13 protein-coding genes are annotated in these 18,121 nt (G+C 44.2%); 12 read left to right on the top strand and 1 reads right to left on the bottom strand.

The annotated features are described in order from the left end of the window. The first annotated feature begins 79 nt into the window (after positions 1–79). The 12 genes from B2746_RS15815 (at position 80) to B2746_RS15760 (ending at position 15,573) form a co-directional block, all read left to right on the top strand. On the top strand, positions 80–394 hold the full coding sequence (locus B2746_RS15815; protein ID WP_290795844.1) for a LytR/AlgR family response regulator transcription factor: 315 nt from the start codon (positions 80–82) through the stop codon (positions 392–394). A 141-nt stretch (positions 395–535) separates the two neighbouring features. Beyond that, positions 536–985 (top strand): hypothetical protein, encoded by a 450-nt coding sequence (locus B2746_RS15810; RefSeq protein ID WP_290795842.1) that lies wholly within the window; start codon positions 536–538, stop codon positions 983–985. A gap of 57 nt (positions 986–1,042) precedes the next feature. After that, on the top strand, positions 1,043–1,270 hold the full coding sequence (locus B2746_RS15805; protein WP_290795839.1) for a hypothetical protein: 228 nt from the start codon (positions 1,043–1,045) through the stop codon (positions 1,268–1,270). A gap of 4 nt (positions 1,271–1,274) precedes the next feature. After that, positions 1,275–1,679 carry a DUF5675 family protein gene (locus B2746_RS15800; protein ID WP_290795837.1) on the top strand — a complete coding sequence of 135 codons (405 nt, stop codon included), beginning with the start codon at positions 1,275–1,277 and terminating at the stop codon, positions 1,677–1,679. 60 nt (positions 1,680–1,739) lie between these two features. Next, positions 1,740–2,504, top strand: coding sequence for a hypothetical protein (locus B2746_RS15795; RefSeq protein WP_290795835.1), 765 nt, complete (start codon positions 1,740–1,742; stop codon positions 2,502–2,504). A gap of 140 nt (positions 2,505–2,644) precedes the next feature. Beyond that, entirely contained in the window at positions 2,645–3,223 is a 579-nt protein-coding gene (locus tag B2746_RS15790) for a sigma-70 family RNA polymerase sigma factor (RefSeq protein WP_290795833.1), read from the top strand. Positions 3,224–3,284: 61 nt separating this feature from the next. Next, the gene (locus B2746_RS15785) at positions 3,285–4,304 is read left to right on the top strand and encodes a FecR family protein (protein ID WP_290795831.1); all 1,020 of its coding nucleotides are present in this window, start codon (positions 3,285–3,287) and stop codon (positions 4,302–4,304) included. 149 nt (positions 4,305–4,453) lie between these two features. Beyond that, the gene (locus B2746_RS15780; protein WP_290795830.1) at positions 4,454–7,933 is read left to right on the top strand and encodes a SusC/RagA family TonB-linked outer membrane protein; all 3,480 of its coding nucleotides are present in this window, start codon (positions 4,454–4,456) and stop codon (positions 7,931–7,933) included. Positions 7,934–7,944: 11 nt separating this feature from the next. Continuing rightward, positions 7,945–9,906: a RagB/SusD family nutrient uptake outer membrane protein gene (locus tag B2746_RS15775; RefSeq protein ID WP_290795827.1), complete on the top strand. Its 1,962-nt coding sequence runs from the start codon at positions 7,945–7,947 to the stop codon at positions 9,904–9,906. Positions 9,907–9,923: 17 nt separating this feature from the next. After that, positions 9,924–10,652, top strand: coding sequence for a DUF3823 domain-containing protein (locus B2746_RS15770; RefSeq protein ID WP_290795825.1), 729 nt, complete (start codon positions 9,924–9,926; stop codon positions 10,650–10,652). A gap of 80 nt (positions 10,653–10,732) precedes the next feature. Next, entirely contained in the window at positions 10,733–12,016 is a 1,284-nt protein-coding gene (locus tag B2746_RS15765; protein ID WP_290795823.1) for a hypothetical protein, read from the top strand. Further along, positions 12,013–15,573, top strand: a complete 3,561-nt coding sequence (locus B2746_RS15760; protein ID WP_290795821.1) for a hypothetical protein — start codon at positions 12,013–12,015, stop codon at positions 15,571–15,573. Before B2746_RS15765 ends, B2746_RS15760 begins: the two co-directional genes overlap by 4 nt. 287 nt (positions 15,574–15,860) lie before the next feature. Here B2746_RS15760 and B2746_RS15755 read toward each other — a convergent pair whose 3' ends face one another. Further along, positions 15,861–18,113 carry a hypothetical protein gene (locus B2746_RS15755; protein WP_290795819.1) on the bottom strand — a complete coding sequence of 751 codons (2,253 nt, stop codon included), beginning with the start codon at positions 18,111–18,113 and terminating at the stop codon, positions 15,861–15,863. Positions 18,114–18,121 lie beyond the last annotated feature (8 nt).

Here is an 18,121-nt window from a genome sequence, read left to right as displayed (position 1 = left end):
CGTTCCTTTTATTTGGAAACAGCCTTCTCCATGCCCTATTATTGTTTTGTAATTGTTTGTCAACCACAAACCAACGTATATGGAGCCAGCTTTTACTTTGTTTTGTCTGCAGCGGAAAATGCATTCGATTTACTTAAAGGAAATCTTATTCCTGAAAGCATGTGGAAAGTATTGTATCCTGCATACCGATTCAAAAAAAATCAAGTTGAGCCAGGGTATTTCTGAACTATCACAAAAATTACCTGTTCAGAAATTCTCACGCATCCATCGCTCCTATCTGGTAGCATGGGAAAAAATCAAACAACTTACCAATAAGTGGATTCTTATCGGAAATGAAAAGATTCCGCTCACCCGAAGAGGCAGGAAACTACTTCTTCAACTTGTAAGTCTCTAAGCAGATTTTTCTGCCAGCTATATCTGTAAAAAAATTCAGCAAGACAGCCATTCGGCATCGCGGGAGGAATGGCCCCGTACTGCCCTCTTGCGTTTTTTCGAAAGGGAAAGCTATTGTTTAATCCTTAAAATCCCAATCCCTATGACTAAACCATGCATCTCAGCACAGATGCAAAACCGACAACGGTTTGCACAAGCTGTACTATATGCGAAAAACAGCCTGGCCGATCCGGCCGTGTTGGAAACCTATGCTGCAATCATCCACGGAAAAGAACGTGTATACATTGCAGCCCTGAAAGATTACCTGCAGGCACCTAAACTATTCAATCTGCAAACCGATTCATACACCGGTAAAGCAGGACAACCCATCCGGGTGCAGGCAATGGATAATTTTCGGGTGGTAACAGTTGAATTCAAACTCATCGCAAATGATGGCACCCTGCTCGAATGCGGCAGGGCACTACAAAGCGAAAATGGATTCGACTGGATCTACACAACCCTGGCTTCCAATCCGCAACCCGAAGGCACCACCGTGCTGGTGAGCGCAATGGATTTACCCAGGAACAACACCGAATTGGCACAGGTCCTTTAGTCCCGTTTTTTTTCCAACTATGAAAACCATTTTTAGTAACAACAAAAAATTCAAACTATGAAACAGCATGAAATCGATCAAATGAGCCTGATGGAAAGAGCCCAGGCAGAAACGCCTCCGTTCTTTGTAAAGCTCCGCAATATTGCACTGGCACTGGCGGCCGTAAGTGCAACAGTAGTTACCTCTCCAATTGTTCTGCCACCGCTGGTGATGACGATTGCAGGTTATCTGGGAGTAGCTGCTGCAGCCATTGGTGCCGTTAGTCAGATCACCGTAAAAAGCTAAGGCTATGGAATGGTTACTTCAACGCAGTTATCGGGCCTCGGGTACCAATGGTATACTCAGTTGTGAAGATGAACTGATCTGTTATACCATTGAATTGCCCTGGCAGGAGAATAAACGATGGATCTCCTGCATACCAGAAGACCGCTATCAACTGCAATTGCGATACAGCAAACGCCATCAGCTGCACCTGTTACTGAAAGGGGTTCCCAACCGTACACTGATCCTGATTCACAAAGCTAATAATGCTTTGAAAGAATTGAAGGGATGTATTGGTGTGGTGCGTGAACTCACCGGTCCCGGAAAGGGCATTAACAGCGCAGCCGCTTTTGCTCAGTTGATGGAACTGGCAACAAATTGTATTAACCGGGGAGAGCGCCTCTGGTTACGCGTAGAATGCCATAAAGATTGATTGGATTTAATTTTTCACGCCCGGCTATTCCTGGCCGGGCTCATTTTAAAAACAACAACTATGCTAAATTTTGAACAACAGTACCTCACCGAAATTGGAAATGTATTTAATCAAACCGCCCTGCTGCCCGGCTGTGCAGTGGTACAACCCGGACAGGTAATCCGCTTCCCGCAAATAACCCGCAGCACCTGGAAACCGGAACCTCTGCCATTTGGTGCGTTTCAAATTATGCCCGCTGTACAGGCCGTTCCCGATTTGGTTACCGAAGAAGCAGATACACCCAATTTCCGTTTTGCGAATGCGACCCTCTATTGGGAATCACTCTCCGAAAACAGGATGGCCATACGGATGCCGGTACCAGGTACGGTACTGCTGCTGGCAATTGAATGTTCCATCTTCCGACTGAATAATAGTTTGGAACGTCTGAAGGAATTGAAACACCTGAAAAACGAACACTGGTGGAAGGAAGGATTTCTGGTAACCAGCCTAACCGTTGCCAAAAGGGCGCTGATAGTACAATCCGCCTCGGCCGATTGCTATTTTGAAATAGAGGGGAAGGTGGAGGAGCTGATCAAAAGAGGTGGTGCGCGGTTAACCGAATGGGCAGATTTGCGCATCCACAATACCCGCGAAACAGCCCTGGAAATCTCCTGGCAGGAGAACCTGCCAATTGTGATGGAAACCCTGCCGCTCTACCAATCCACCATCAGCAAACTCTTATCCATACCGGGACTAAGACCCTCTCCGTTACTGGTCATGAATCTCTTCAACTGGATAGGCTCACTAATTACCGGAGCGCCTGTGGAGATGAAATCAACGAAATGAACTTCCCTCAGCCTAAAATATAGTATGCACAGGAAATTTCAACGGATCAAATATAGAGATAATGGTATTTGTTTAACAAAACAACACCAGGTCTTAATTATTTTAAATAATTTATCAACTATTTATTATTTTCCTCCCGAATGCTACAGTACACGAACCTGCCAGACAACGAGTTGCTCTCTTTAATCAAAAGAGATGATGGCCTGGCCTTCAAACAGCTTTATCAACGTTTCTGGCAGGAGGTCTATACTACTGCATTTCAGAAAACCAGATCAGACGATACCGCCCGGGAAATCACACAGAATATTTTTATTGCCCTTTGGAATAACCGAAAAATCCAGCAAATTGACAATCTGCCCGCCTACCTGAATCGTTGTACCCGTAATGCTATCATCAGCTTTATTCGTTCCCTCCTCGTAAAAGAGGAATACGCTAAAACCATTCGCCAATCGGCAGTGCTTTCTGTTGCTGATGCTGACCGTACCCTGCTCTGGAAAGAATTACTGTGGAGTATCGAAGAAGTATTGAAACTCCTGCCCTCCAAAACACAGGAGGTTTTTCGAAAAAGTCGCTTTGAACAAAAAACCGTTCGGGAAATAGCCCGGGAACTCAATCTTTCTGAAAAAGCTGTTGAATATCATATTACGCAATCCCTTCGCCTTCTCCGAACACACCTCAGTGATGTGGTACTCTTAGGCCTTTTCGCGGATTTTCTTTAAAAAAGCTGCACACCCTTTAGGGGTTTTCTTTTCTGGTGCGTCATTAGTATAATACGCATATATGGAAAGAGATCAATTTCACCAATTACTAAAGACTTACCTGGATGGTACCTGCGCAGAAGAAGAAAGATTACTGGTTGAACACTGGTATAGTCTGATTGGTAAAGATAATCGCTGGAAACCTGCACCCGACCAGGTTCCTGCTTTGGAACAGGCTATCTGGAATAAAATAGAGGAAAAGACATTACCGGCACCTGCCGTACACAAAAATAACTGGTGGAAATTCGCAGCAGCTGCTATGCTTGTTTTAGCAGCAGGTATTTTCTGGCTGTATCAGAGAACCGAAACTGCAGCTGACGCCACCCGACAGCTTACTAACGGTTATGTTCAGGTAGAAAATAGAACCAGGGGCATTGATACCATTCTCCTCGAAGATAATTCAAGCGTTCTTTTACAACCGGGTGCCAGCCTGCGTTATCCAACTAAATTCAAGGCCGACAAAAGAGAAGTATACCTTACCGGTACTGCATTTTTCGAAATAGCCCGTCAAAGCTCCCGACCCTTTTTTGTGTATGCCGGAGAGTTAACTACGCAGGTCCTGGGCACCAGTTTCGAAGTAAGGGAAATGCAGAATCAGGGTTCGGTAGAAGTCACAGTTCGTACCGGTAAAGTTTCGGTATTCCAAACACCGGCTATTTCAAAATCTACCCAATCCATCAGTACCAAAGCCAATGGAGTTATTCTGGAACCCAATCAGAAAGTGCGCTATTTTCTCAGGGAACAACATTTCATAACAGAGATCGCAGATAAACCCCTGCCTGTTGCAAGTATAAAGACGAACAACCGCATCAGTTTTACCTATATGGACACTCCTCTGGAGAACGTAATTAAAGAACTGGAATCAGTTTATCATATTAGTGTGGAAATGGAAGACGAAAACCTGAAATCCTGTCCATTTACCGGCCAACTCGATGAAAAGGAATTATTCAATAGCCTGGAGCTCATCTGCACAGCCGTGGGAATCACCTATGAAAAACAAGGATTAAAAATTCTTTTAAAAGGAAAAGGCTGCCGCCGATAATATCCACCCCATTTTAATAACCAAAATTTTTACCAAATGATTATCTGATTAGTAAAAAAAAAGATGTCCATACTGCGAATATGGACATCCTTACAACCATTTTAAGGAGGGTTTGCTTAACTAGTTTTTAATACAAACAATACGAAAGTATGAAATTAAACCAAGCGATTGCTATGCTTTACAAACGCAGTAAAGGATTATTTCCTGCCATGCTGGTACTATTTATTCTGCTTCACCAGTGTCTGCTGGGACAGGCGGATGCCGGCCCTGATCCACTCCACCGAAGGGTCAGCCTGACTGTTAAAGATGAGGAAATCAGAAAAGTGATTCAACTGCTGGAACAACGAACCACCGTTCGATTTGTTTACAGCTCCTACACCATTCATGCAGAACGTAAAATCAGTTTTGCCGTGAATGATAAGAGCCTGGAGAACTTTCTGGAAGATGTATTTTATCCGCTCAATATCGGCTATAAAGTACTGAATCAAAAAATCATTCTGTACGACCGCAAAGAGAATGATACACCGGTTCATCGGGTAGCTTTTGGAAATCCGACAGCTGCACCGGTAGAACGCCTCTTATCCGGTATTGTCAGAGATGAATCCAATCAGCCTGTTGCCGGGGTCTCCATTTTAGTGAAAGGAAGCACCATCGGTACTTCCTCAAATGAAAAAGGAGTATTCACCCTGGAAATTCCGGACAATGAAGTAACACTTGTTGTTTCTGCACTTGGCTATAAAGAACAGGAAGTTAAAGTAGGAAACCAGCAGACCATTTTAATTACGCTGGTAAATGAAAACAAAGAAATGGATCAGGTAGTGGTGGTTGGATACGGCACTCAAAAAAAAGAAACGCTTTCCGGCTCCGTTGCTACCATTAAAAACAGGGATATTGTTACTACAAAAAGTCCGAGTGTAGTCAGTAATATACAGGGCAAAATACCTGGTGTACATATTCGTCAACAAACAGGTGAACCAGGCACCTTCAACTCGCTGGTCAGCATCCGCGGTTTCGGGGCTCCTCTCCTGGTAATTGATGGTGTTCCCAGAGATGGCATGTCTGATTTCGAGCGGTTGAATCCGGAAGATATAGAAAGCATCTCTGTATTAAAAGATGCTGCAGCTGCCATCTACGGTATGAATGCAGATAATGGTGTAATCATTGTAACTACGAAAAAAGGAGCCAAAGGCAAGGCAAAATTTACTTATACCGGTTACTATGGTTTCAAACAACCTACCAGTATGCTTCAAAATGTAGACGCTTATACCTATCGGGTAATGAAAAACGAAATGAATAAGAACACCAAACTGGGCCCGGCTTTTACAGAAGAGGAACTCAATAAATGGCAGGCGGGAACAGATCCCGGCTTCCAGGATTATGACTGGTTTGGCAACACACTGCGCGATTTCACTTCCCAGCAACAACATAATATTTCCGTGTCCGGAGGAAGTGATAAAATTACGTATTACACCAGTCTCGGTTATCTGGCCGATAATGGTATACTCACCAGCGATATTCAGAAATACAAAAAATATAATTTCAGAAATAACCTCACGTTCAATTTGACGGATCGATTGAAAGCAACTGTAATGTTTGCCGGAAAAGTGGACAACAACCGTAGCCCGCAGGGATCCTATTTCTGGTTTTTCAAGCCACTGATTATTGCAGACCGCGCCTATTCCCCTTTTGTTCCCGGAACCAATCATATCACCCGGATTCCACCAGAATTCACCAACCCGTACGCTCTGGCAAATGAGGAGATTTCCGGTTATGAAAAATGGAACAATACACAATACCAGACCAATGTTGAACTGAAGTACGATGTTCCTTTCCTGGATGGCCTGCAGGTTGGGTTTCTTGCCTCCTATGATGGCAATATCTATAACTGGTCCAACCTTTCCAGAGCCTATCTGCAATACGATTTTGTTACAGATGTTCCTACCAACAGAGGGGTTAACCGTTATTCCAATTCAATCACACAATTCAGTCGTAAAACCTTCCAGGGTATTGCCAATTATAAAAAGAGCTTCGCAGAGGTGCACAATGTTGGTGCCACCGTTGTATATGAAATGCGTGGTTTCAGAACCGATGTCATGAGCGCCCAGCGCCAGTATGATGATGTATACACGCATGATATTCTTAACCAGGGAAGTGTTACGAATATGCAGAATGGAGGCGACCGGATCATTGAACGTTATATGTCCTACCTGGGTCGTTTCAACTATGACTATGACAGCAAATACCTCCTGGAAATGGCTTTCCGGCGAGATGGCTCTTATCGCTATGCACCGGAGAAAAGATGGGCCTTTTTCCCTTCTGCTTCCATTGGCTGGAGAGTATCAGAGGAAAATTTTATAAAAAACAGCCTGCCCTTTATATCACAGCTTAAGCTGCGCGCTTCTTATGGTTTAATGGGTGCAGATGCCGGCAATGCCTTTGAGTACTATCCCGGCTATCGTTTCGGGGGTATCGACAGAGGATATGTATTTAATGAAAACGTACTCACCCTTGGAATGTATCCTCCTGGTGTGGTAAACAATAACCTGACCTGGATTCAAACCAAAACTGCCAATATAGGAATTGATCTGAGTCTATGGAATGGTAAGCTGGGTTTGATCCTGGATGTGTTTCAGAAAAACCGCGATGGACTCCTGGCCAATCGTATTCAATCGGTTCCCAATACCTTTGGCGCATCTTTCCCGCAGGAAAATATCAACTCCGATCTGGTGAAAGGAATTGAACTATTGCTTTCCACCAAAGGGAAACTTGGCTCCTTCCGATATGATCTGAGTGTAAATGGAACCTACGCCAGAAAATACCTGGTACATACAGAACGTGCTCCTTACCAAAGTTCCATGCAAAAGTGGAAAGACCCCTGGGGAAGTGATCGTTATATGGGCAGAGAGTGGGGATATGTCTATGACGGGCGTTATACCAATATCACACAATACCAGACAGCTCCCTTACTTGGTGGAACCAGTGGCAATTCACTAATGCTGCCGGGGAGTTACCGGATTCAGGATGTTGATGGAAACGGTATTATAGATGGAAATGACCAGCTTCCCAGTTTCTGGTCTGGGCAATACCAGGGTTATGCAGGGAATCCTCCCCTCCAATACGGAATGAATCTCAACCTGGGATACAAAAATTTTGATTTGAATATTCTTTTTCAGGGAGCGGCTCTTTTTACCATTTATGCATCACCTAACGATGTCTGGGGATATGGAAGATATCCCAATCTTTGGGAAAAATACATGGATCGTTGGAGATTGGAAGATCCTTCTATGGACCCTTATGATCCTAATTCTAAATGGGTATCCGGTGAGTTCCCTGCCCTTCGTTCCAATTTTGTTGGCACAACAGATGCTTTAACAACAGATCGCTGGAGACTTAAAGGAAATTATCTCCGTCTGAAAAGTATGGAAATAGGATACTCCCTACCGGCCAAGCTTATCCGGAGAGCAAAAATTGAAAACCTGAGGGTATATCTCAACGGATTCAACCTCTTGACTTTTACAAACAAACTGGCAAAAGGACTGGATCCAGAAAGAGAGGAAGGAGCCTATACAGCCGACCTGACCTATCCTTTAATGCGCTCTTTCAATTTTGGTTTCAATGTTAATTTTTAAACGAACCCCAAATGAACAAGAAATCAATAATTATAGCAGCAATTGTTGCAGCTACCCTTTCTCAAGGGTGCAAAAAGTTCCTGGATGTGGAACCACTTGACAGAGTTCCTGCATCCCGACTATTAACCGATATCAGTGGTATAAAAGTGTTACTGGCAAATCTTTATATACAAATGCCGGTTGAAGATTTCGTATATAATCCGGGAGTCGGATTTAATTACCATCGTACCGCAGGATCCGGCTACATTGAACCTGGCTTCGCAACCAGTTTTTATACAGATGAAAGTACGCTTTCGGCAGGTTCCGGTGTTGGCCCGGTTAATGATAATTTCTGGGCCTATGCTTCTATCAGGCAGGTAAATCAATTACTGGAACAATTGCCGGATGTGGAAATGCCAGCCACACAAAGAGCAGCACTTGAAAGCGAAGCACATTTCATACGTGCCTACTATTATTTCGGAATGGCCAAACGGTATGGCGGCGTACCTCTTATTGAAGGCGTTCAGGAATATATTTCAGGATCGGATAACGAAAATCTGTACGTTCCCAGAAGTACAGAAAAGGATACCTGGATGTATATCCTTTCCGAATTGGATAAGGCAATTGCCAATTTACCAGGGGCTTATACTGCAGTGGAAGGTAATTACAGAGCAACCAAATGGGCAGCACTGGGATTAAAATCAAGGGTTGCCTTACACGCAGCTTCCATTGCCAAATTCTGGAATAAAGCTCCTTTAACCGGACAGGCCGTTGATGAAAAACTGACAGGTGGTATGACCATGGCAGATGCCGACTTTTTCTATCAGCAATGTATAGATGCTTCTTTGCAGGTGATTCAGACATCCGGTAAAGCGCTGTATAAACCCAGCCCTTCCAATCGTGCAGAAGCTGCTAAAAACTTCCAGGATATTTTCCAAAGTCCCAACCTGGCAGAGGTGGAAGTCCTTTTCAAAAAAGGATATATTGATGGCACTACCACCCTGCTCCAGGGCCACAGCACAGATGTATTTTTCAATCCATCACAAACCAATCCGGGCGGATTATTCTATGGCCGCTGGAGCCCTACCCTGGATCTGGTGGATCTGTTTGAAGATTATTCAGATGATGGCCAGGGAAAAGCTGCTCCATTAGTTACAAGAGAAGACGGCAATGAAACAGAATTTGTTTCCAATCCACGCCAACTGAATCTTTCCATTCCTTATAAAAAGTACACTAACCTGACCGATATTTTTGCCAACAAGGATGCCCGCCTGCAGGCCAGTATCATTACACCCGGTTCTTCCTGGAAAGGGGTGCAGATCATTATGCAGGGCGGACTGATTGCACCGGATGGTTCCACCATTATTTATGCAGATGGTTCCGCAACCGGTCAGGATGGCAAAACCTATTATTCCTATGGTGCTGCGGCTCCCAGTGGTTATTCAGGATTTCTGAACCTGGGCAGCTCCAGCAATCAGAATTTTTCCAATTCCGGTTTTCTTTTAAAGAAGTTCCTGCAGGAAGGTAAAAATGTGGCAGGTACTTATTTCAGCTCTACCACTGATTACATTGATATGCGAATAGCTGAAATCATGCTGAATTATGCAGAAGCCGTAATTGAAAGCGGAAAGGGTGATCCTGCATTGGCAGCTACTTATCTGAATGCACTTCGTAAACGTGCCGGACATACAGATAACATACCTGCTACCATTGAGAATATTCTGAAAGAACGCAGGGTGGAACTGGCTTTTGAAGGCAGCAGGTATTGGGATCTGGTTCGGCGTCGTGATTTTCATGATGAATTTCAGTCTGCCAGAAGAAAAGCATTGGTACCCATACTGGATTTACGCGGTGCTACCCCGCAATACATCTTTGTTCGGGCAAATAACTATTACGATGAAGTGGCCAATGGAAGAAACTTCCAGATGATGTCCTATTACAAAGGTATTCCGGGTATCAGCTCCAATCGCTTAATCCAGAATCCCCAGTATTAATTCAAAAATGATTTGACATGAAATTATCAACCATCCTACTTGGCATTTTTTCTCTTTCCCTGATGGCCTTGTATTCCTGTGAAAAGGATAATATGGAAGGACCCGATGCTCGTTTTTTTGGAAGCATCAAAGACAGCCTTGATGGCTCCCTGGTAGAAACCGATCTGATCAATGGTTCTTCCATCGATGCTTTTGAACAGGGATTTGAATCCCCCGTACTCCAGCGTTGGGTAATCATGAACACGGGAGAATTCCGCAACAATTTAGTATTCGCCAACACCTATAATTTCAAATTACAAAACGGAAACTTTTTTCCCTATGATGTGAATGGTGTTGAGATTCGAAAAGGTGATAATCAGCGGGATTTCCAGGTAGTGCCTTATCTGCGGTTGCGGGATGTACAAATCAACTATGATCAGGCCACCAAAAAAATAACTGCCACCGTAAAAATTCTTCCTGGCAAACCAGGTGTAAAACTACGCACCGTTCGGCTGTATGCGTTCAGTGATCAGTATGTAGGAGAACCTGTCAAATTCAATATAGCAGGAGGTGCTACTATCCAAAATTTTACACCTTCCAAAACCATTGAAGAAGAAACTGTTCAGCTTTCTATTGATGCAACTGCTCACGCGAATTTCCTGATAAGCGGCAGAGAGTATTTTTTCAGAATAGGGGCGCTGGCAGATGTTTCCGGAGTAGGAACCATCCGGCATAACTATGCACCCATTGTAAAAATCAAACTTTAATTTTTGGTCAGACAGTTCGTTGGGTCGTCGGTTCTTGAACCGGCGGCCTGACACTGTATTTTCCTATAAAATCATTTTTTATGCGAAACATTGTTTGCAGTATACTTCTATGGACAATCAGTGCCGTTTCCAATCAATTGCTGGCACAACAAAAATTGTCCGATGAACGAATACTGGAAAAAATAAATAGTAACAGGCCCTTAAGAGGTGCCCCCATTGATGCCAATATCAAAGATCGGCTCGGTGCCACCCATGTAGCCGGCAAATATTATTTCAGTAAGGAGCCCTACCTGATAGAAGGTGCCAAAAAATTAGACTCTATGGGATACGGAGTATTCAAAGTCTGGTTCCGAAAAAACGGGGGAGGCTATCCCTACAATTCCGATTGGCAACTCAACCCAGGTATCAGCCTGAAAGAATTGGCCCAACACCCTTATTGGAAAGCCACTTTTGATCTCCCTTTTTCCACCTTTGCCTTAAGTCTGGATGGTGCTGGTGTAAGAACGACGGATAGCTCCGCCAAAGCAGAAGAAGAAGAAGTTTTCGCCCTTGCCTCCTATTTATTGCAAACCTACAAAGACAGAAAGGTTTCCTTTATCCTGCACAATTGGGAAGGAGACTGGATCATGCGCGGTGGTACAGGAGATGCTGCCAGGTGGTCAAGAAAAGCTGGCGAATTAATCCGGGCGGTTGATGGTGACCGCTATACCGTGCTCGTTCCCACCGATTCACTAGATCGCATCCAGGCTATGGCAAAATGGTTCAAAGCCCGCCAACGAGGCGTAGATCGGGCCCGCAAAGCGGTGCCGCATTCCAAAGCAACGGTATACCATGCAATCGAAGCCAATAAGGTAATGGATTGTATGGATGGCATACCAGGTATCGCCAATGCCGTACTGCCCCTGGTAGAAACTGATATGGTATCCTGGTCCTGCTACGATGGATTGGACGCAACCGGACTCAAACTCTACAAAGGCGTGGAATATTTACAGGCCAATATGAAACCAACCCGCTACATGAAAGGCAAACGCCAGGTATTCCTGGGTGAAATCGGAATTCCGGAACAGCGCTATGAAGGACTAACGGAAAGAGAACCGGTGGTGGATCGCTGGGATGCCTACATTGGGGTTTGCCAGGCACTCGATATCCCCTACCTGATTCAATGGGAACTCTATTGCAATGAACCCAAGGATGAAGCATTACGCAAACTGAATGATGTGCGTAAAACCGATGAGATGCGCGGTTTCTGGTTGATTCGTCCGGATGGCACCATGAGTTTCGCAGCAGATTATTTTGATGTACTTCTAAACAATGCCGGACACCGCTTGCAGGATACCATGTCCAGCGCTTCTAGCAACCAATGAAAAAATGCAGTATTGTAACAGCCCTGGTGCTGTATGCCTGTGCTGCATTCAGCCAGGACAATCAACGCTATTGGAATGAAAAGACCCAACTGATTCCCTGGAGACCGGCAATGACACTCAGTCAGCATAAATGGCATGATTTAGATAAAGATGGCGATCCGGATGTGCTGACAGCTGAGCTGACAGGAGGATATTCCATATGCTGGATCGACGATGATGATGACATGCGGGCTGGTGATCTGGAGGGGGATACAGACAGTGATTGCCTGTTGATAGATAAAAATAAAGACGGCATATTTGCCGGACCATTTGACCTAAGTCTCGACTGGATGGATGAAGACAAGGATGGCAAAGCGGATATCCAGCTGATCGTAAACAATGGAGCTGCCAAACGAAAAACAGTATACGATTGGGAGGCTGATTTTATGTACCTATTTGATGAGGACAAAGATGGCATCCTGCATCATATCGATTGGAATAAGATAATGATGCAGGCCTGGGAACACAATGGACATGCGAACTTTTTTGAAGACTATAGTGGGAATACCAGTTTTTTGAAAATGCATGCTTCCAGTTTTAGTATCCGTGATCTCCGGTACAACTGGGAAAATCCTTTCATCTTTTATGACACTGATAAAGATGGATATACGGAATGGGCGATCCGGCTTGTGGACAGTCCGGATTTATTACCTACCGACAGCACGAAGGTTCAATTCTCCGGTAAAATTCATTATGCGGCCCTCACCTGGGATTTGGATAATGACAATGCACCCGGCAATGAATTTGATTTTGATTTGAGCATGTTGTACAAAGGCAAAGGCTTTGATTACCGCAATCAAAAACACCGGTACAACTCGTTAAAAGGAATTCCGGGAGAAGAGCCCTTGTTTTATGATCATCGTTGGCGGGAATTGGAGGAACTCATTTATCCAAATCGGGATAGTGCCTGGAATTTAATTTTCAACAAAGGAGACTGGCAGGAATACAGGTTGGTAATGGATGAGGATGATGATTGCAATCGCTGGGAACGGGTAGAGTTTTATGATCCGAAAAATCTTTTTATTACCGGAAGAGAAAAAGGCGGATTGGATCACAACGGACAGGCAGATGTGGCGGGAGATCGGGGTGAGTTTGATTTGGATGGATCTGGCAAGGGGCATTGGTATATCGGAGGATTTGACCAGCGCATCCATTTAGCTGGCGCTGAATGGGGTGTCTGGCGAATTGACCAGACGGGATTTTATCACCAGGGATTTGGCGGCTTATATGATCGCTGGAAACCAGGTCGCCTGCAAGGCCAACCCGAACGTTTCCCAACCATACTCTACAAAGACACCGACAAGAATGGATTTATTGATCAGCTATTCTATGATTTGGATGGTGATCAGCAATTTGAAGATTCCGTATCCTTTCATGCGCTCGGACTTTCTGACCAACAACCATTAATTGATCCTTCTAACCTGAGTTATTCCGACATACAGGAGCTCTTTCGAAAGATTGCTGAGCAAAGCTGGCAAAATGCAATGCGTGTGGTTCAACTGGCGGAGAAATGGAAGCTAACAACCAGTTGGTATGCATTTTACAAAAATCCCAAATCGCTCCAGGAAAAATATCAATATGGATATTGGCTGCAGTTTTACATATACCGTGATCTTCGGGAAAAAGCAAGCCGCGAGAAAAACAAAGAGCTGGTACTGCAATTGGATAAAGCCTATTATTCCGGCAACTGGGATATCATTGAATTACCCTGGAGCAGTACTTCGATTCATACTTATTTCAAAAAAGCCCAACCAACTACGAAAGGACCTTTCCTGTATTATGATGCTGCTGCCATTAAACGCATACAAGGCCTATTGAAAAAGCAGGACCCTTTTTTAATGAAAGGATATGCTGTGTTAAAAGCACAGGCCGATAAGGCCCTTGCTGCAGCCAAATCAAGATATGTCCTCGATGCTGCACAATTACGCATTCCGGCTATCCATCAGTTTGCAACAGAAGCGCCTGTTTTAATTCTGCTGTATCAACTCAGCGGCAATAAAGCATATGCGAGCAAAGCCTGGGAACAGATGCAGGAATTGTGCGGCTTTCCTGATTGGGGAGCCGACAGACATTTTCTCGATGCCGGCATTGCAGCTTTTGTAGTCAGTTATGTTCAGGATGGATTGAAAGGTTATCTAACCAGGCAGCAGGAAGAAACATTGTTTACTGCCTTGAAGGAAAAGGTATGGTTGCCTGCTCAACAACAAATTAGTGCAGGTGCCTGGTGGCATCATTCGGAGCATAATTGGAATGGGATCTGCAATGGCGGTTTGCTGGTATCGGCCATGCAGTATTACAGCAGGGCTCCGGAGCTTTCAGCCTGGCTGGCAACCCGCGCCCTGAATGCCTTGCCAAATTACTTGCACTCCTTTGACCCGGACGGACAAAGTGAAGAAGGCCTGATGTATTGGAATTACGGATTGATGTATACCACCCAGGCACTGGAAGCATTCAAGCGATATACGGGTAGTTCAACGGGGTATGAAAGTTTTAAAGGACTCAGTAAGGCGGGATGGTTTCCCTATAGGTTCAGTGGGCCGGTAACCAGTTTAAGCATTGGGGATGACCCTGTTAAGAACAGCCAATTACCCGGACTCAGTTGGTTTGCTCATCAGTACAAGGATACGGTATTGGGACAATGGCAGGTAAACAACTTATTAAAAGGCGGACAGTTTTATTGGCCTGATCTAATCTATTATACAACCGCCTGGCTGAAAGCGCGCAGCGAAAAAAACCAACCCTTACAAACCGTTATACGGGGAATAGACTTGTATGGGCTGAGGCAGAACGCCAGTCATGAGTCGATGTATATTGCTATGCATGGAGGAGCTAACAATGCCAGTCACGGTCATTTGGATGCCGGCAGTTTTGAATTACAGGTGCTGGGAAAAGTGTGGGCCACTGGAAATTTGGGGAGGGATAATTACACATATCCGGGATATTTCAACATGAGCGCGCAGCCTGCATATTGGGAGGCAGAGCAAACACCGACGCAGCCGGCAAGATGGCATTTTTACAGATTACGGGCAGAAGGCAAGAACTGTTTGGTAATTCATCCCGACCATCGGCCGGATCAAAACCCCGAAGGTGTAGCCAGGTTAATCCATCAAACAGATCACAGTTTTAAACTGGATCTAGCGGATTGTTATACACGAAATGCGAAGCAGTATACGCGTGAAATAGGATTGGACAGTTTATCAGGTAGGGCCTGGGTAATTGATTCGATTGAAACCAAAGAGAACACGGAGCTCTGGTGGAGCATGCATACCATGGCCAGCATTTCCATTGAACAGGAAGGCAGACTGGCGGTATTGAGCCTGGAGGATAAAAAACTATATGTGTACCTGGAAACACCCGGAAACGCAGTATTTACGGAAGGGGCGGCTACCTATTTAAACGACAGAACATTTCCCCTGACGACAAACAGTGCCAATAGTGGGTTTAGAAAATTGATGATACGATTAACGGATGTAGAAAAGGGGAAAATTAAGGTGGTGTTTAGTGGAAAGGAATTATAATTCAACTATCATCTTGGCGTTTGGGATTCCCTTTTTTCCAGATAAAATAAAAGGGGTAAACAACATAAAATTTCCTGTCATTCAATCCATAGAGGTATCCCTGAAAAGGAACATAACAAATGACCGTATCGACATTGGATTGCCGGATTGTATGCAACCCGGAATCTAACGTACTCCTGTAAGGTTGAGCAAGAGATGGTTGATCGATTAATAGCAAAAACCATATGGCAAACAGATATTTCAGAATTGTAGTTATTTAAAAGTACTATCCCCAAAAGCAATGATACTCATCTTAAATATACAGGATTTGTTTTTTGACCCTTAATCATCTCATATAGTATCCAACTATTTTCCTGCTTTCCCTCTTCAAGTCTCCAACTCCTTTTCGGATCCGCTAACTGATTCTTCAACCACCTGGGAAAAACATCCGTCGCCCTTGCTTTCTCCCAGGTTCGTATCGCTGAAAAAATGGCTTCTTTCTGCCGACATTTTTCTACTTCTTGCTGATTCAGAATCAGGCTGTAAGTAGTACCTACACCGACTGAAATTGCCTGTATGTGCTCGTATTCTTCCACCACCGAGTTGGCTCCGATGGCAAAATTCCCTCCCATACCCACAGGGAAAAAATTGGCATAGGAAACATCCCGCAGATCTTTTCCCTGGCTGGTTGCACTGCCCCATTCCCGGGTAGAGACGTCATACAAATTCTTTCCACCTCCTACATTCCAGATGCTTTGATAATGCCAGGAACCTTCTGATAAAGTGGCACCGGTGAATCGTATATAAGGAACACCGATGGAAGCACCGCGTTCAAACATCTTTCTAAAAAAACGTTTGGTTGAATAGTAGCCGTGACCGTTATTAAATAAAAACTCCTGTCCGTCAAAATCATAATAAGCCAGACCATTTTGCTTACACACCTCCGCATAATATTCCCCAATCTTATCCTGCAGTTGCATGTTGGGGATCAACCCATCGTATCCATAATTGACGGTTACCTGCAATTTATAAACCGTATCTCCGGCAACATGAAGCGACGGTTTTGTATTCCAATAACCCCGTTTAACATTCAATAACCGATACGGTGGTTCTTCAGATACCCCCACGTAATAAATCAACTCCTTTCCGATTTTTATCATATTCAGGTTGGTACAATGTCCTTCCCAACTGGCTATTTCTTCAAGGTGAGTTGGGTCATCGACTATAATAATGGTATCCGTTACTCCGATGGATTTGGCAAGTACTCTTTTTTGCTGGTAACACAAACTATCACTCGGAACCGGACTCGCATCCAGTGTTCCTGGCGCCAGTGAATTAGTAATAGTGGTTCTACCGATTATTAATCCTCTTGCTGCAGCCAATTCAGAAAATGCCTTATGAGATAAATTTCCTGAAGTTCGCCGGATTGGTTTCTTACTAAAGTCTGCTCCGTCAATAAATCCTGCATTTCCTCTATCGGGACGTAAAAAGCCCTGGTCATATAAACTTATTGCCTTAAATCCAAGACGCTCTGTGTAGGAAATAATACTGTCATTCAAATTTCCGGCTGCCATGGCATCCGGTACAAAACCGGATGGATCCTTTACCCATTTTCCATTAAATGTTGGCATGGGCAGTTTTTCCGATTTTACGATTGTTTGAATTACATCTATTAGGGCAATACTATCCGGACCCCCATAAAAAGCTACAGAGGAGCCAATATAATCTACTCCAGGTAAGGGTTGAACCTGAATATGATTGGGAATATTTGCATCCATATGCGGGATCAGTGAAAAAAACACTTCCCGTTCTTTGGATCTGTCTCTGGATTGATAGGAGATGGAAATCCGCCCTTTCTCATCCACCTGCGCGGCATCGCCATATAGAATTCGATACCAGGGTTCCTTATGCGCATAAAATGCCACATCACTGATTCCATTTCCACCCAAACTGAATACCTGCCCCTCTCGTAAGCTATCGGGTAATGGAAATCGTTTGGCATCCGGGGTATGAATAATGTACTGAAACGGCGCAGCATCTCCAATCGTTGTAGCTAATCCGCCCAGGGTGTTGTCATCCAGTGCCAATAAGCCAATAGCATAATTGACAGCAGCACTGGTATCTCTGGCCACTCCAATTATTTCCCCCATCAGGTTGGTAATAGTGGTTGCGTATGCTCCCCACTGAATGGCTTCAATTTCATCCTTCCGGGTAAGGGAAAGCAATTTAAGCCGGAAATACTTCTTTTTTGATTCGATTAAAATAACCGCAACCGAACCATTTTCATAGGCAATCGTAAACTGTTTCGTTCCTGAATGATAAGAAGCTTTGACGGGTTGATAATACTTTTTTTTGATACCATCATAGATCAACAGTAAGGGAGATGGTTTATCAGCCGGACTAAACTCAGGCGCCGGTTTAACCGTACGATTTTTCATACTGGTAATAAAACCCTTGTTATTAACATGAATACTAAAATAATCCGTTGAAAAATTCCATTGCGCCTTACTAAACTGGAATGCCAACAATAAAGCGATCAAACAAGCCAATCTTCTAAACATCCGGTGCG

This window comes from Flavihumibacter sp. UBA7668 (assembly GCF_002483205.1).
GTDB lineage: Bacteria > Bacteroidota > Bacteroidia > Chitinophagales > Chitinophagaceae > Flavihumibacter.
The sequence above is the reverse complement of the archived record's forward strand: the minus strand, read 5'-3'. Positions and strand labels throughout refer to the sequence as shown.

Excerpts from the sequence above, each read along its gene's own strand:
- B2746_RS15805 (WP_290795839.1), top strand. The coding sequence starts at position 1,043 with ATGAAACAGCATGAAATCGATCAAATGAGCCTGATGGAAAGAGCCCAG.
- B2746_RS15760 (WP_290795821.1), top strand. The coding sequence starts at position 12,013 with ATGAAAAAATGCAGTATTGTAACAGCCCTGGTGCTGTATGCCTGTGCT.
- B2746_RS15815 (WP_290795844.1), top strand. The coding sequence starts at position 80 with ATGGAGCCAGCTTTTACTTTGTTTTGTCTGCAGCGGAAAATGCATTCG.
- B2746_RS15755 (WP_290795819.1), bottom strand. The coding sequence starts at position 18,113 with ATGTTTAGAAGATTGGCTTGTTTGATCGCTTTATTGTTGGCATTCCAG.
- B2746_RS15810 (WP_290795842.1), top strand. The coding sequence starts at position 536 with ATGACTAAACCATGCATCTCAGCACAGATGCAAAACCGACAACGGTTT.
- B2746_RS15790 (WP_290795833.1), top strand. The coding sequence starts at position 2,645 with ATGCTACAGTACACGAACCTGCCAGACAACGAGTTGCTCTCTTTAATC.
- B2746_RS15765 (WP_290795823.1), top strand. The coding sequence starts at position 10,733 with ATGCGAAACATTGTTTGCAGTATACTTCTATGGACAATCAGTGCCGTT.
- B2746_RS15800 (WP_290795837.1), top strand. The coding sequence starts at position 1,275 with ATGGAATGGTTACTTCAACGCAGTTATCGGGCCTCGGGTACCAATGGT.
- B2746_RS15775 (WP_290795827.1), top strand. The coding sequence starts at position 7,945 with ATGAACAAGAAATCAATAATTATAGCAGCAATTGTTGCAGCTACCCTT.
- B2746_RS15795 (WP_290795835.1), top strand. The coding sequence starts at position 1,740 with ATGCTAAATTTTGAACAACAGTACCTCACCGAAATTGGAAATGTATTT.
- B2746_RS15780 (WP_290795830.1), top strand. The coding sequence starts at position 4,454 with ATGAAATTAAACCAAGCGATTGCTATGCTTTACAAACGCAGTAAAGGA.
- B2746_RS15785 (WP_290795831.1), top strand. The coding sequence starts at position 3,285 with ATGGAAAGAGATCAATTTCACCAATTACTAAAGACTTACCTGGATGGT.
- B2746_RS15770 (WP_290795825.1), top strand. The coding sequence starts at position 9,924 with ATGAAATTATCAACCATCCTACTTGGCATTTTTTCTCTTTCCCTGATG.